This is a genomic window from Rossellomorea sp. LJF3 (assembly GCF_037046045.1).
Classification (GTDB): Bacteria; Bacillota; Bacilli; order Bacillales; family Bacillaceae_B; genus Rossellomorea.
Genome location: NZ_JBANLY010000007.1, coordinates 150,803 through 164,263 on the forward strand (window position 1 = coordinate 150,803; position 13,461 = coordinate 164,263).

General features: G+C 43.1%; 11 protein-coding genes. 10 read left to right on the forward strand and 1 reads right to left on the reverse strand.

Going from position 1 to position 13,461, the window contains the following annotated elements; all coding sequences use genetic code 11:
- Positions 1-89 precede the first annotated feature (89 nt).
- The gene (locus V8G47_RS09445) at positions 90-1,601 is read left to right on the forward strand and encodes a tetratricopeptide repeat protein (RefSeq protein WP_336199888.1); all 1,512 of its coding nucleotides are present in this window, start codon (positions 90-92) and stop codon (positions 1,599-1,601) included.
- 152 nt (positions 1,602-1,753) lie between these two features.
- Entirely contained in the window at positions 1,754-2,701 is a 948-nt protein-coding gene (gene trxB, locus V8G47_RS09450; protein ID WP_034764251.1) for a thioredoxin-disulfide reductase, read from the forward strand.
- 52 nt (positions 2,702-2,753) lie between these two features.
- Here trxB and fbpA read toward each other — a convergent pair whose 3' ends face one another.
- Entirely contained in the window at positions 2,754-2,906 is a 153-nt protein-coding gene (gene fbpA, locus V8G47_RS09455) for a Fur-regulated basic protein FbpA (RefSeq protein WP_336199889.1), read from the reverse strand.
- A gap of 187 nt (positions 2,907-3,093) precedes the next feature.
- On the opposite strand from fbpA, the gene V8G47_RS09460 reads away from it, so the two are divergent.
- The 8 genes from V8G47_RS09460 to V8G47_RS09495 all read left to right on the forward strand — a co-directional run bounded on the left by V8G47_RS09460 (position 3,094) and on the right by V8G47_RS09495 (position 13,431).
- Positions 3,094-3,417, forward strand: coding sequence for a DUF3870 domain-containing protein (locus V8G47_RS09460; RefSeq protein ID WP_336199913.1), 324 nt, complete (start codon positions 3,094-3,096; stop codon positions 3,415-3,417).
- Positions 3,418-3,659: 242 nt separating this feature from the next.
- Positions 3,660-4,595 carry a glutarate dioxygenase GlaH gene (gene glaH / locus V8G47_RS09465; RefSeq protein ID WP_336199890.1) on the forward strand — a complete coding sequence of 312 codons (936 nt, stop codon included), beginning with the start codon at positions 3,660-3,662 and terminating at the stop codon, positions 4,593-4,595.
- A 27-nt stretch (positions 4,596-4,622) separates the two neighbouring features.
- Positions 4,623-5,840 carry an L-2-hydroxyglutarate oxidase gene (gene lhgO, locus V8G47_RS09470; protein WP_336199891.1) on the forward strand — a complete coding sequence of 406 codons (1,218 nt, stop codon included), beginning with the start codon at positions 4,623-4,625 and terminating at the stop codon, positions 5,838-5,840.
- 603 nt (positions 5,841-6,443) lie between these two features.
- The gene (gene ltrA, locus V8G47_RS09475; RefSeq protein WP_336199892.1) at positions 6,444-7,700 is read left to right on the forward strand and encodes a group II intron reverse transcriptase/maturase; all 1,257 of its coding nucleotides are present in this window, start codon (positions 6,444-6,446) and stop codon (positions 7,698-7,700) included.
- A gap of 217 nt (positions 7,701-7,917) precedes the next feature.
- Complete coding sequence (locus V8G47_RS09480; protein WP_336199893.1) at positions 7,918-9,348, forward strand: sigma-54 interaction domain-containing protein; 1,431 nt, start codon at positions 7,918-7,920, stop codon at positions 9,346-9,348.
- Between the two features lie 382 nt (positions 9,349-9,730).
- Positions 9,731-10,879 carry an acyl-CoA dehydrogenase family protein gene (locus V8G47_RS09485; RefSeq protein WP_226676206.1) on the forward strand — a complete coding sequence of 383 codons (1,149 nt, stop codon included), beginning with the start codon at positions 9,731-9,733 and terminating at the stop codon, positions 10,877-10,879.
- Between the two features lie 55 nt (positions 10,880-10,934).
- Positions 10,935-12,563 (forward strand): long-chain-fatty-acid--CoA ligase, encoded by a 1,629-nt coding sequence (locus tag V8G47_RS09490; RefSeq protein ID WP_336199894.1) that lies wholly within the window; start codon positions 10,935-10,937, stop codon positions 12,561-12,563.
- Positions 12,550-13,431 (forward strand): 3-hydroxyacyl-CoA dehydrogenase family protein, encoded by an 882-nt coding sequence (locus V8G47_RS09495; protein WP_336199895.1) that lies wholly within the window; start codon positions 12,550-12,552, stop codon positions 13,429-13,431. The genes V8G47_RS09490 and V8G47_RS09495 overlap by 14 nt, the downstream gene beginning before the upstream one ends.
- Positions 13,432-13,461: the final 30 nt, after the last annotated feature.

Genomic DNA, 13,461 nt, shown 5'->3' on the forward strand with positions numbered 1-13,461 from the left:
GGTCCGTCCCTCAAAATATGGTAGTTTAGTACGGGTGTATTGTATGATATACTACTGTAGTTATACTATGAACGTTTCGGAGGACTTTGATGAGAAAAGGGTCAAAATTAAGTAGTGATGAAGCGAAAGTGTTGTCTTTTGTCCCGACTGGTGAGTATTACTACAATAAAGGGATGAAAGCTTATCAACGTCGTGAGCTCAAGAAATCGTTAAAATATTTAAATAGAGCGTTTCAATTAGAACCGATTGAACCGATGATTGCCTGTCAATTATCGATTGTGTATACAGAACTGGGCGAATACAAGCGTTCCAATGATTTATTGCATAATATACTGGAGGATCTCGATCCCCATATGTCGGAATGCCATTATTTCTTGGCCAATAACTATGCCCACCTGGGTTTATTTAAAGAGGCGTACGAACAGGTCTCTACTTACCTGGATAAGGAAGAGTACGGTGAATTCGTCGAGGATGCCGAAGATTTACTGGAGCTTCTGGAACTCGATTCCGACTTGATTGTGGATGATCTGTATGAGCATGATGAGCTCATCGTCCAGCAGGAAAAAGCAAGGGAACTCCTCGAATCCGGTCACTTCCAGAAAGCCGTGGATACCTTACAGGGAGTCATCCGGGACTATCCGGAATTCTGGTCCGCTTATAATAATCTGGCCCTTGCTTACTTCTATCTGGGTGAAGTGGATAAAGCGTCCGCCACCCTGGAAGAGGTGCTTGAGAAGAATCCGGGGAATCTTCATGCACTATGCAATACGGCTGTCTTTTATTTCTATCAAAAACGCCATGACGAGCTGGAGGAATTGATCCACGGTCTCGAGAAGGTCCGTCCCCTTCTCCATGAACACCGTTACAAGCTTGGCGCAACGTTTGCTCTTGTGGGGCATTCAAAGCGCGCGTATGATTGGTTGAAGTCCCTTCAGAAGATCGGCTTCGAAGGCGACGCGAGCTTCTATTACTGGTTGTCCTATTCCGCTTATGAAACGGGTCATGAAGATACGGCCCGCAATGCGTGGAAAAAAGTACTTGATATCAATCCGGAAAAAGAAGGGCTCGAGCCGTGGAACGACCAAAAACAGGCAGAAGGCTTTGAAAATCATGTCACATCCATTTTAAAAAAGCTTCAAAGTGAGTATACGGAAGAGAAATTATTCGGCCTATTCCTGACGTCCATCTCTGATAATCAAAGGGCCATCCTCACTCACGCAGATTTTTGTGATGTAGAGGATCTGTCGATCGTCGAGAAGGTGTATTTGGCGCAGGTACTGAATAGTAACGGCAACAGCTCGATCAAAGTGAACCAGGAAATCAAGAATATGCATCAGGTTGCCCTTCATCTTTATGGCGATCATCACCCGATTACGAGCGTGGAATCAGGCTTATTCCTTACGTGGTTCACGATTGCCTACCGGGGCATCAAGGAACGGGAAACCTTCAAGAATGCCAAAGCATTTGCAGCGGCAACGGAATTCGTCTGGAATCGCCTGCGGAATGAAAAGGTGACGAAGAAGCAGCTTTGCGACCGGTTCGACTTATCCACAAGCACCCTGACAAAATATATAGCAGTCGTGGAAAGTTACCTTCCATGAGCATATTTTTGGACGATGTGAACCCATTTTTTATAGGATAGGTGTAGGAAGTTCATACTATGGAGGGAAGGCCTCTTGGCACCATTGCAACGTATGGCCATAGTATTAAATAAAGAATGTGCTTACGACTGTTTCGGAAGGAGAATGTCATTATGTCTGAAGAAAAAATTTATGATGTAATCATTGTAGGTGCAGGCCCTGCAGGAATGACTGCAGCCGTTTATACGTCACGTGCAAGTCTTTCAACGCTTATGCTTGAAAGAGGAGTGCCGGGCGGACAAATGGCGAATACGGAAGAAGTGGAGAACTACCCTGGCTTCGACCATATTCTTGGACCTGATCTTTCTAATAAAATGTTTGACCATGCAAAAAAATTCGGTGCGGAATACGCATACGGAGACATCAAGGAAATCGTGGACGGCGAGGATTTCAAAATCGTCAAAACCGGTTCGAAAGAATTCAAGGCACGTGCCGTGATCATCACAACGGGTGCAGAATACAAGAAAATCGGTGTCCCTGGTGAAAAAGAACTTGGGGGACGCGGAGTCTCTTACTGTGCCGTATGTGACGGAGCATTCTTCAAAGGAAAAGACCTTGTTGTCGTAGGTGGAGGGGACTCTGCCGTCGAGGAAGGTGTTTACCTGACAAGATTCGCTAACAAAGTGACAATCGTTCACCGCCGCGACGAGCTCCGTGCTCAAAAGATCCTGCAACAGCGTGCCTTTGATAACGAGAAAGTGGATTTCATCTGGAACCATACAATAAAAGAAATCAACGATAAAGACGGTAAAGTCGGAAGCGTGACCCTTGTATCCACTGAAAATGGAGAAGAAACAGACTTCCAGGCGGATGGAGTCTTTATCTATATCGGAATGCTTCCATTGACGAAGCCATTCGCGAACCTCGGAATCATCAACTCTGAAGGATACATCGAAACAAACGAACAAATGGAAACAAAGGTACCTGGTATCTTTGCAGCCGGCGATGTCCGTGAAAAACAACTTCGCCAAATCGTAACAGCAACAGGTGACGGCAGTATCGCCGCGCAAACGGCTCAGCACTATATCGAAGAGCTGAAAGAAAAAGTCAAAAACGGTTAATGTAACGAAGCCTTACGGAAGGGGATTCCTCTCGTAAGGCTTTTTTTATAGGTCAATTCTTCTTATGCTTATTGAACACATACACCAACTCCGAAAGGATCAACTTCTGTAATCCTTCATCACATGGCTTGTAAACACCAGCTTCCACCAACCGACGAATAAATTGCTGTCTCTGTCGTTCAACGGCTTCACGTAAAAATGGCATGCGTGTTCACTCCTTTTGGGTTCTTATTGGTAGTGTAAGGGGAGCGAAAAGGGAAATCATCTACTTTGTTAAGTTTTCTACCAGAGATAAAGGGATTAAGAATACAGTGCCGAATCCTTTAATAAGGAAAGTTTACATACGTTTATTAGCATACTAACAAGGAGGTCTCACATTGAAAAAAACAGTCATGCTGGCTGGTCATGCCAAGCTGCCGCAGGGGATGGCCGCAAGTGATATTCATCAGACTTTAACGGTTACTTTAGAGACAGATTTAAAGTATTGGGTGATTTTAGATGCGTCTTGTACACTTGCAACCGGGCATGCCCAAAAGTTTCTGGATCAATTATTAAAGGGACATAGTTTGCTCGATGGTCTTGCGCCTATTATCGAAGAAATTGAAGGACAATATTATGGTAAAGCTCAATCGGCATTAGTTGCTGCTGTAAAAGATGCTTACAAACAATACCAATCCATCAATCAAAAAGAAAAGTTAGAATTTTCAAAAATATAATTGACAAATCATCAGCAATTTTATATGCTATTACTATCAAATTACTCCTAGGAAGGATACCCTTCCATGATCAGTAATTTATTTCTCTAACATTATCTAAAATAACTGTTAAGCCTATCGGACTTCCTGCCAGAAGCCGTAAGTAGGCCGTAGCCAGTTATATCATATTCTTTGCATACATGTGTGCAAGGATTGATATAGCTGGCTATTTTTATTGCTTAAATGAAAAAGGAGGAGAAAACATGAACGTGATTCAAGAGGGTTTAAAATCTTTTACAGGTAAATACGATACATTTGAGGTGAAGGAGCATCCTTATCATCATCGGCTTTACTCCATCGAAGTGAGTAACGGAGTACTTCGCACATTTTTGGAACAGAATGAGGATGTTAATGCACAACAGTTGGAGTATGTCCCATATATGCGACTGGTGTTAGCTGAACGGCTACAGAAAATTGCAGGGGAAACCTTTGCGGAGACGATCCGCTCCATTTTACATGATCGAACATCCGGAGGATTTACAATTGGGATGCAGGACCAAACGGTGTCTGATCAAGATTATGTTAAATTCTCCACAGCCCTTACCCATCTGGTAGGGGGAGTCAACTTCGATGCCATGTCCAGCACCTACTATGCAAGGTTTAATGTAAAAGACACCGACAGCAGCGATTCGTACCTGCGTCAGGCTTATCGTTTATTCACATTACATACAGATGGTACGTTTGTGGATGAGCCGACGGACTGGCTGTTGATGATGAAATTCGCTGAAGAAAATGCCGTTGGAGGAGAATCCCGGTTGCTTCATTTAGACGATTGGGAGGACTTAGATAGATTCTCAAACCATCCCTTGGCGACGGCGCGTATTGAATATAAAGCACCTTCAAGTAAAAACGTGAGTCAAACGGTATACAATCAAACCTTCTATGAACAAAATGGGAAGCCCTGCATCTGCTTCATTGATCAGTTCGCTTATCCTGCAACATTAGAACAAGCAACGTATTTAAAAGAACTTTCCGACTCCATGGAGAACAGTGCTGCTACGATCGCACTGCCACTGCCGATAGGTGACATCGTGATGATCAACAATCATTTCTGGCTCCATGGAAGGGCAGCATTTGAAAAAAATCCAAGCTTATACCGTGAATTATTAAGACAAAGAGGTTACTTTGCAAAAGTCTAAAAGTGGCTGTCACTAGGAGGGAAAAGGATGAAAGATATCATTGTCATTGGAGGAGGCATTGTTGGTTTATCAACGGCTTTCTCATTAAGCAGGCGTTTCCCTCAAGCGAATCTTGCTGTGTTAGAAAAAGAAAGCGGCTGGGCAAAGCATCAAACTGGAAATAACAGCGGCGTGATCCACTCAGGGATCTATTACAAACCAGGGAGTTTAAAGGCGAAGTTTGCAACTGAGGGAAGCAGACAAATGATTCAGTTCTGTCGGGAACATGGGGTGGATTATGATCAATGTGGAAAGGTGATTGTGGCTACGAAACAATCTGAACTGCCACTGCTGGAAAATTTGTTCCAACGCGGGATGGCAAATGGACTGGACATTTCGCTGATTGGTGAAGAACAGATTAAAGAAGAAGAACCTTATGTGAAAGGAATAAAAGCGATAAAGGTACCCCAAGCGGGTATTGTTGATTATAAACAAGTCTGTGAGAGGATGGTTCATGATTTAACTCAGCGTGGAGCAGAGCTACATTTAAATACAGAAGTCAAACAAGTGATGCAGCATGACCATAACGTTGAGATCGTAACAGACAAAAAAACTTTTCAGTCAAAATATGTAGTCAATTGCACGGGGCTGCACAGCGACCGGGTGACAAAAATGGCTGGAGTCGAAATTGATTTGCAAATAATCCCGTTTCGCGGGGAATATTACGAGTTGAAACCTGAAAAGCATCACCTGGTAAAAAATCTGATATACCCTGTGCCAAATCCGGATTTTCCATTCTTGGGTGTCCATTTTACAAGAATGATCGGGGGAGGGATCGAAGCGGGTCCGAACGCCGTACTCAGTTTGAAAAGGGAAGGGTATAAAAAGACAGATTTCGATGTGAAGGACCTTTCTGAAGTGATGAAATATAAAGGATTCTGGAAACTTGCCTCAAAGTATTGGAAAGAAGGCGCTAAAGAAATGTGGCGTTCTTACAGTAAAAAGGCATTTGTCAAAAGTCTTCAGGAACTGATTCCTTCCGTTCAGGAAGCAGACCTTGTGCCGGCTTCATCAGGTGTCAGAGCTCAGGCACTTCAATCAGATGGAACATTGGTCGATGATTTCTTCATTGTCCCGAGCAAACGAAGTATTCACGTCTGCAATGCCCCCTCACCGGCAGCTACTGCGTGTTTTCCTATAGGCAAAGCTATTGCTGATAAAGTTCCTGAACTTGAAATGAGTCCACGGATATATATCCATTCTTAATACATGACTCCTACATGCAGGTCCCTGTTCATATAAAGGGATCCTGCTTTTTTGGTGTGCCCGGCATGTGCATACGCTTTAGGGTTCAAGTCCCGAACGGCGAAGGTCGATGTAGCCGTTAGCTGAAGGCAAGGGTGTCCAGGGTGACCTGGAATCTGAAGGAAGCTGGAAGCAAATTTTCGACCCGAGGAACACGAATCTCATATTAGGCTGCATTTCTTGAATGAGACTGCCAAACAAGTCAAAGTTCAGCGACCAAAGGGGAATGTAGTAAATGAGGCGGGTACATGAAAAGGAAGTTTATGCACTTACCCGGGGAGGTCTGACGGATACGCCAAGTACACTTGGCAACCTGTTTAGTGATAAATAGCTGAACCGTCAGAAGTCAGCAGAAGTCATAGTACCACCTGATCTCGAGAAAGGTGGGAAGGACCGAATCTTTAAGAAAGAGCGATGCCTAGGGAGGCACTTTCTATTATGAAACAGACAACTCAATTTGAGGCTACTCAAAGGAGGAAATGGTGAAGTCCATGGGGGACTTTGAGAGTGTGGAGTAGAAAGTGGAAGAAATAGAGACATTCGCTCGCGTAGGAGAGATATCTAATGATGAATCAAATACTATCACGGGAAAACCTCATACAAGCAATCAAGCGTGTTGAACGAAATAAAGGGAGTCACGGAGTGGACGATATGCCCGTACAAAACCTGCGAGGTCATATCATGAAACATTGGGATTCTTTACGTCAACAGTTAGAGGAGGGAACGTACAAACCTTCTCCAGTTCGTCGAGTCGAAATCCCGAAACCAGACGGTGGAGTGAGGTTACTGGGTATCCCTACCGTGATAGACCGATTTATCCAACAAGCGATTGCCCAAGTACTAACGAGTGTATATGATCCTTGTTTTTCCAAATATAGTTTTGGTTTTAGGCCGAATAAACAGGCTCATCAAGCAATAAGACAAGCCAAACAATATTTGCGAGAAGGATATAGATGGGTAATTGATATGGACTTAGAAAAGTTCTTTGATAAAGTAAACCATGATAAATTGATGGGGATTTTAGCGGAGAAAATAAAGGACAAAACCCTTCTAAAGATCATCTATCGATATTTACAATCAGGTGTAATGGAAAATGGGATATCTGTAAGAACAGAAATGGGCACTCCACAAGGTGGTCCGTTAAGTCCTCTCTTAGCTAACATCCTTCTAGATGAACTAGACAAAGAACTAGAAAAACGGGGACATCGATTCGTCCGCTATGCGGACGACTTTCATATCTATGTAAAGTCAAAGAAAGCTGGCTATCGGGTCAAGAATTCAATATCAGAATTCATTGAGAAGAAGTTAAAACTAAAAGTGAACCAAGAGAAGTCAGCGGTAGACAGACCATGGAAGAGAAAGTTCCTAGGCTTTTCTTTCACACAACATAAAATACCGAAAGTTCGAGTCCATAATAAGAGTCTAAAGAAATTGAAAGAGAAAATTCGAGCATTGACCTCAAGGTCAAAGGGCTGGTCGATGGCGCACCGCATAAAACGACTCAATCAATATCTGATGGGTTGGTGCGGATACTTCGCCTTAGCGGACACAGAAAGTATCTTTCGAAAATTAGATGGATGGATAAGAAGAAGGTTAAGAATGTGCATGTGGAAGGGCTGGAAAGTGCCTAAAGCGAGGAAGCGGAACCTTATCAGACTCGGAGTTCCTGAAGGAAAAGCTCACGAATGGGCAAATTCCAGGAAGGGACTTTGGCGAGTAACAAAAAGTCCTATATTAGAAAGAACCCTAAACAATTCCTTTTGGAATCGTCTAGGGCTCCTAAGCTTGTACCAAAGATATTCAACGATACGTCAATCTTAAAGAAACCGCCGTATACGGGTCCGTACGTACGGTGGTGTGAGAGGTCGGGGGTTAGTCACCCCCTCCTACTCGATTTCCCGCCATCATTTAAAATCCCTATAAGCCATTTCTCATAGATTGATATGTACAGAAGGTATTTTGGGGTTTGTGGAGAAATAAGAAGAAATACAACTAAATTTATCGAAACTTGGTTGCTAATAGAAAGGTGGGGGTTGTCGTGGGTACGGAGTTATCCGAATTAGAACAAGTCACACAGGAACTAAAAGAGCTAAGGACGTTGAACCGTGAATTGGAAGCCATCATTGAAAGCTCATACGATGTCATCTATATCACGGATAAAAATGGAGTGACCCTTAAAACGAACTCTGCAATAGAACGGATTACAGGTATCCCAAAAGAATACTATATAGGAAAAAGTGTAGATGCTCTGATGAAAAGAGGGATTTTAAAGAGTTCCGTCACACAGAAGGTAATAGAAGAAAAAAGGTCTGTATCTACGATTCAATATAATTACTCAGGAAAAGAAACCTTGATCACGGGAAATCCAGTCATAAATGATGATGGAGAAATAGAAAAAGTCGTCACCAACATCCGGGATTTATCTGAACTGAATGAATTGCAAACGGCATTAAAAAAAGCAAATGAATTAAATGATAGCTATAAAAAGGAGATTGAGAGATTAAAAGGGGCAACAAATAGGAACGGAGATGTCGTAATTGCAAGTCATCAAATGAAACTCATTTATGAAATGGCAGAACGCATTGCCAATGTAGATGCGACAGTATTGATTTTAGGAGAAACGGGAGTGGGGAAAGATGTGTTGGCTAAATTTATCTATAGCCAAAGCACGAGGGCTAAGCAGGGGGATTTTATTAAACTAAACTGTGGGGCCATTCCCCCCGACCTTTTAGAATCAGAGCTATTTGGATACGAAGGTGGAGCGTTTACAGGGGCGAATGCCAATGGAAAACCGGGAATGCTCGAGCTTGCAGATAACGGGATTCTCTTCCTGGATGAAGTGGGTGAATTATCGCTAGCATTGCAAGTGAAACTCTTGAGGACACTACAAGAAAAAGAGATACGACGTGTGGGCGCGACCAAATCAAAGAAAGTAAACGTACGGATCATTGCTGCCACAAATCGTAATTTAATAGAGATGGTGCAAAATGGTGAGTTTCGTGAAGACTTATATTATCGATTAAACGTGATTCCTATCGCAATTCCCCCACTGAAGGGAAGAAGAGACGATATATTGCCTCTGGTTCAACTGTTCTTACATCAGACGAATTGCAAATACGAAAAAGATAAAAAAATCGATGTCAAACTGAACGAGTTTTTTTACCGCTACAATTGGCCTGGAAATGTCAGGGAACTATCCAATTTGATCGAACGAATGGTACTCATGACTCAAGAGCAGGAGTTAACCGTAAGAAACCTTCCTAAAGAATATAAGGAGTCTCATAATTCAAGTTTGGCATTTACTGAACTGATGACACTAAAAGAAGCGGTGGAAATAGCGGAAGAAAAAGTATTGTCACTTGCGGTTAAAAATTGTCATACCACATACGAAATAGCAGAGGCTTTAGGAACAAGTCAACCTACAATAGTAAGGAAGTTAAAAAAATATAGATTGAATGTAGGAGAATAAAACATTCCGTAAACCTCAGTTTTCCGTTTGCGTCCTCAATGATATAACAGAACCGCATTGGGCATTAGTGAGAGCCAGGATAACAGTCAGAACTGGCTAACCATCTTTTTAAAAGGTAAAAGACCAATCAAAGACCGGGTAGGTCCTTTGAATTGGTCTATTTTTTATAAGTGGCAACTCCTTGATTCAAAACTAAATCACTTGATTCAAATTTGAATCAAAAAAAACGGCAACATTCCCTTGATATTGGACATTTTGATTCAAAAATGAATGCTCTCTCTTCTGTACATTCAGAGAAACCGCCCGGCACAACGATTTCATAAGTTGGCACACTTCTTGCAATAACATTTAGTGAAAACTTGTTGAGGAAGGAAGATGACCAATGACGGTAGCATTAACAGAAGAAATGCAGCAAATGAAAAGTATGATTCGTAATTTTGTAGAAAAAGAAGTGGAACCTTATGCACAGCAAATCGAAGAAGAAGACGCGATTCCCGATCATTTAGTAGAAAAGGCAAAAGAATTGGGCCTGTTTGGGATCAGTATTCCCGAGGAGTACGGTGGAATCGGATTAAATACAGTAGAAAAGGCCAATGTACTTGAGCAATTGGGAAGGACTCATAACGGGTTTGTTTCCTTAATAAGCGCGCATACAGGTATCGGAAGCACGGGACTTGTAAAATTAGCATCAGAATATTTGAAGAATAAATATTTACCTGATATGGCTGCGGGCAATAAGATCGGTGCATTTGCCTTATCAGAACCCGGTGCGGGATCCGATGCGACGAATTTGGCGACGAGGGCAGAGAAGAAAGGCGATTATTGGGTAATGAACGGCACCAAACATTTCATTACCAACGGTCCGATTGCCGATGTATTTACCGTATTTGCTCTAACGGACAAAGATAAGGGAGCGAAAGGCGGAATAACCGCTTTCTTGTTGGAAAAGGACTTCCCTGGGTTGATCATTGGGAAAAAAGACAAAAAGATGGGTTTGAGAGGTTCATATACGTCTCAAATCATCTTTGAAGATTGTATCATCCCCGAAGAAAATGTCATCGGCGAAGTCGGAATGGGATATATGTCCGCGCTTAAAATATTGGGAGAAGGCCGTGTTGGTTTAGCTGCCAGAGCAGTCGGATCATGTGATAAGTTAATTGAATTATCAGCGGGGTATGCCAAAGAGCGTATTCAATTTGGTAAGCCGATTGCTGATAATCAAGCGATTCAATGGATGCTCGCAGACATGGCAACAGAAACGGAAGCGGCAAGGACGTTGACCATGATGGCAGCCCAAAAGATTGATGAAGGTAAAAAAGTGGTGAAAGAGGCCTCGATGGCAAAACTATTTGCATCGGACGTATTTAACAGAGTAGCCGACAAAGCCGTTCAGATCCACGGTGGGATGGGATATGTATCCGACTATCCGGTCGAACGTTTTTATAGAGATGCACGGATTACAAAAATTTATGAAGGAACAAATGAAATTCAACGTTTGATCATCGCCCGAAACGTTTTACAGGAGTGCTAAAAAAGCCAGCCTCTATGTGATATAGAGCTGAATGAAAGAGGAAGGTGAAATCTCTTTGCAAAACTTATTAGATCGGCCGTGGAGTAAATTTTATCCAACCAATAAGGAGTTTAAAGTGCCGGAAATTCCCCTGTATAGCATTTTGGAGAAATCAGCTGAACAATACGGAGAGCGTACAGCCATCATCTATGAACATCAAAAGATGACCTATCGTGAATTAAAGGATGGAGTGGATCGCTTGGCGGCATCCTGGAGAAGTCTCGGTGCAAGCAAAGGGGAACGGATTGGCCTCATGCTCTCGAATCATCCTGATTATATCATTTCCTATTATGCTGCTCAGGCACTTGGACTGGTTGTCGTGCAGATTAATCCAATGTACACGGCCAGAGAACTCCTCCAGCTGGTAAGCGATTCTCATGTAACCTATCTTGTCGTGGATCCGGGGGCAATCCAAGCTGTCAAGGAAGTATCCGGAATCTATACATTCCAGCATGTCTTTGTCTCACAAGCGGGTAAAGGTGACGAAGGTTCTGAGTTTCACAGCTTAGAAGAGTTAAAACATTCTTCCCATTCCCTGGATAAGCCCGCTCCTGTATCTGTACATGAAGATGTAGCGGTTATCCAGTACACCGGAGGGACGACCGGTAAGATGAAGGGAGCGGTTCTGACCCACTACAACCTGATTGCCAATGTCGTTCAAAGTCAATATATGTACGGGGGGAATATGCTCCTGGGAGAGGAAGTCGTATTGACTGCGACACCACTTTACCATGTGTATGCTATGACAAGCGCCATGAACCTTGGGTTGTACATCGGGGGGACACTGCTGCTGGTCAAGAAATTTGAAATAGAGAATGTGTTGGACAATATTCGTGAATACCGCCCCACTTACTTTCCCGGGGTCCCCAAAATGTACAGTGCATTTGTGAATCATCCTGGAGTAGAGGACTACGGGCTGGATTGTATAAAAATGTGTTCCTGTGGGTCGGCCCCTCTTCCAATTGAAATTATTAAACGTTTTGAGTATTTAACGGGATCAGCCATATTAGAAGGATTTGGCTTATCTGAAGCGTCTCCATCCACTCACCGCAATCCTACTACCGGTGTAAGGAAGATAGGGAGTATCGGAATCCCGGTGCCAGGGACAGATTGTATGATCGTGGATCAGAATGGGCAGGAATTGCCGGCCAATTGTGTGGGGGAATTGCTCATTAAAGGACCCCAAATCATGAAAGGCTATTGGAACAATGAGAAGGAAACGAGTCGCTCCTTACGGGACGGATGGCTCTTCACAGGGGATCTGGCCACAATGGATCAAGAGGGTTACTTTTACATTGTTGGAAGAAAGAAAGAAATGGTGATTGTAGGCGGGTTCAACATTTATCCCCAGGAAGTAGAGAGTATCCTGTATGAACATCCCCATGTGAAGGAAGCGGCTGTAGTCGGAATTCCAGATCAAGCAAACGGAGAAATTGTAAAGGCATACATCGTTCCCAAAGATAATTGTCAAGTAGATCTAGAAGAAATCAAAGGGCATTGTTATATGAAGCTCACACGTTATAAAGTACCAAAGGAGTTTGAAATAAGGGAGTCGCTCCCCCGGAATACAGTCGGGAAGCTGTTAAAGAGGCTGTTGGTTCAAGAGGAACGGAACAAGGAGGAGAATAAGCGTGAAAATGAATGAGATTAAAACAATAGGTATCGTCGGATCTGGCGCAATGGGCTCACAAATTGCCATGGTGTGTGCCTTGGGCGGGTATTCGGTTATTCTGCATGACGTTAGTGAGGAGAGTCTTACAAAGGCAAAACACTCTCTGCAAGGACATATGGATAGAAGGATCCAAAAAGGTAGATTAACAGAAAAAGAGGTGGGGGAAGCCTTTAGCCGAATGATGTTTTCCTCTTCTTTGGAAGATCTTCAGCAGGCTGATTTCGTGATTGAAGCAATCGTCGAGAAATTAGAGGCTAAGCGGGAACTCTTTGCAAAACTGGATCAGATTGTTCCAAAGCATGCCATTTTGGCAACGAACAGCTCCACCATTGTCAGTTCGAAGATTGCCGATGTGACGGACAGACCTGAAAAGGTATGCAACGTACATTTTTTCAATCCGGCCCTTGTGATGGAACTGGTCGAAGTGGTACGGGGACCTCATACATCAGATGAGACAGCGGAGCGTGCAGTGGAGGTAGTCAAAAAAATTCAAAAAGTACCTGTTCTTTTGAAAAAAGAGATTTCAGGATTTATCGCCAACCGGATCCTGGGAAAATTAATGGATGAAGCCGTGTATTTACTGGAAAACGGATATGCAGATCATGAAGAAATCGATTTGGTATGCACAAAAGCGTTAAACCATCCCATTGGCCCTTTTGCCCTCATGGATTTAACAGGAATAGATGTAAATTACTTTGTGCGGATGCAACGATATCAAGAAAGTGGAAATGAAGCCGACAAGCCGGCTCAGATCGTGCAGGATAAAGTCCAAAAAGGGGAATTGGGACGGAAAACAGGAAAAGGCTTTTACACCTACGATCATTCTAACGTCCGGGTATAAGCCCTAAGAAGAATTCAAATCGGGAAGGGG

Excerpts from the sequence above, each read along its gene's own strand:
- trxB (WP_034764251.1), top strand. The coding sequence starts at position 1,754 with ATGTCTGAAGAAAAAATTTATGATGTAATCATTGTAGGTGCAGGCCCT.
- lhgO (WP_336199891.1), top strand. The coding sequence starts at position 4,623 with ATGAAAGATATCATTGTCATTGGAGGAGGCATTGTTGGTTTATCAACG.
- ltrA (WP_336199892.1), top strand. The coding sequence starts at position 6,444 with ATGATGAATCAAATACTATCACGGGAAAACCTCATACAAGCAATCAAG.
- V8G47_RS09445 (WP_336199888.1), top strand. The coding sequence starts at position 90 with ATGAGAAAAGGGTCAAAATTAAGTAGTGATGAAGCGAAAGTGTTGTCT.
- fbpA (WP_336199889.1), bottom strand. The coding sequence starts at position 2,906 with ATGCCATTTTTACGTGAAGCCGTTGAACGACAGAGACAGCAATTTATT.
- glaH (WP_336199890.1), top strand. The coding sequence starts at position 3,660 with ATGAACGTGATTCAAGAGGGTTTAAAATCTTTTACAGGTAAATACGAT.
- V8G47_RS09460 (WP_336199913.1), top strand. The coding sequence starts at position 3,094 with ATGCTGGCTGGTCATGCCAAGCTGCCGCAGGGGATGGCCGCAAGTGAT.
- V8G47_RS09485 (WP_226676206.1), top strand. The coding sequence starts at position 9,731 with ATGACGGTAGCATTAACAGAAGAAATGCAGCAAATGAAAAGTATGATT.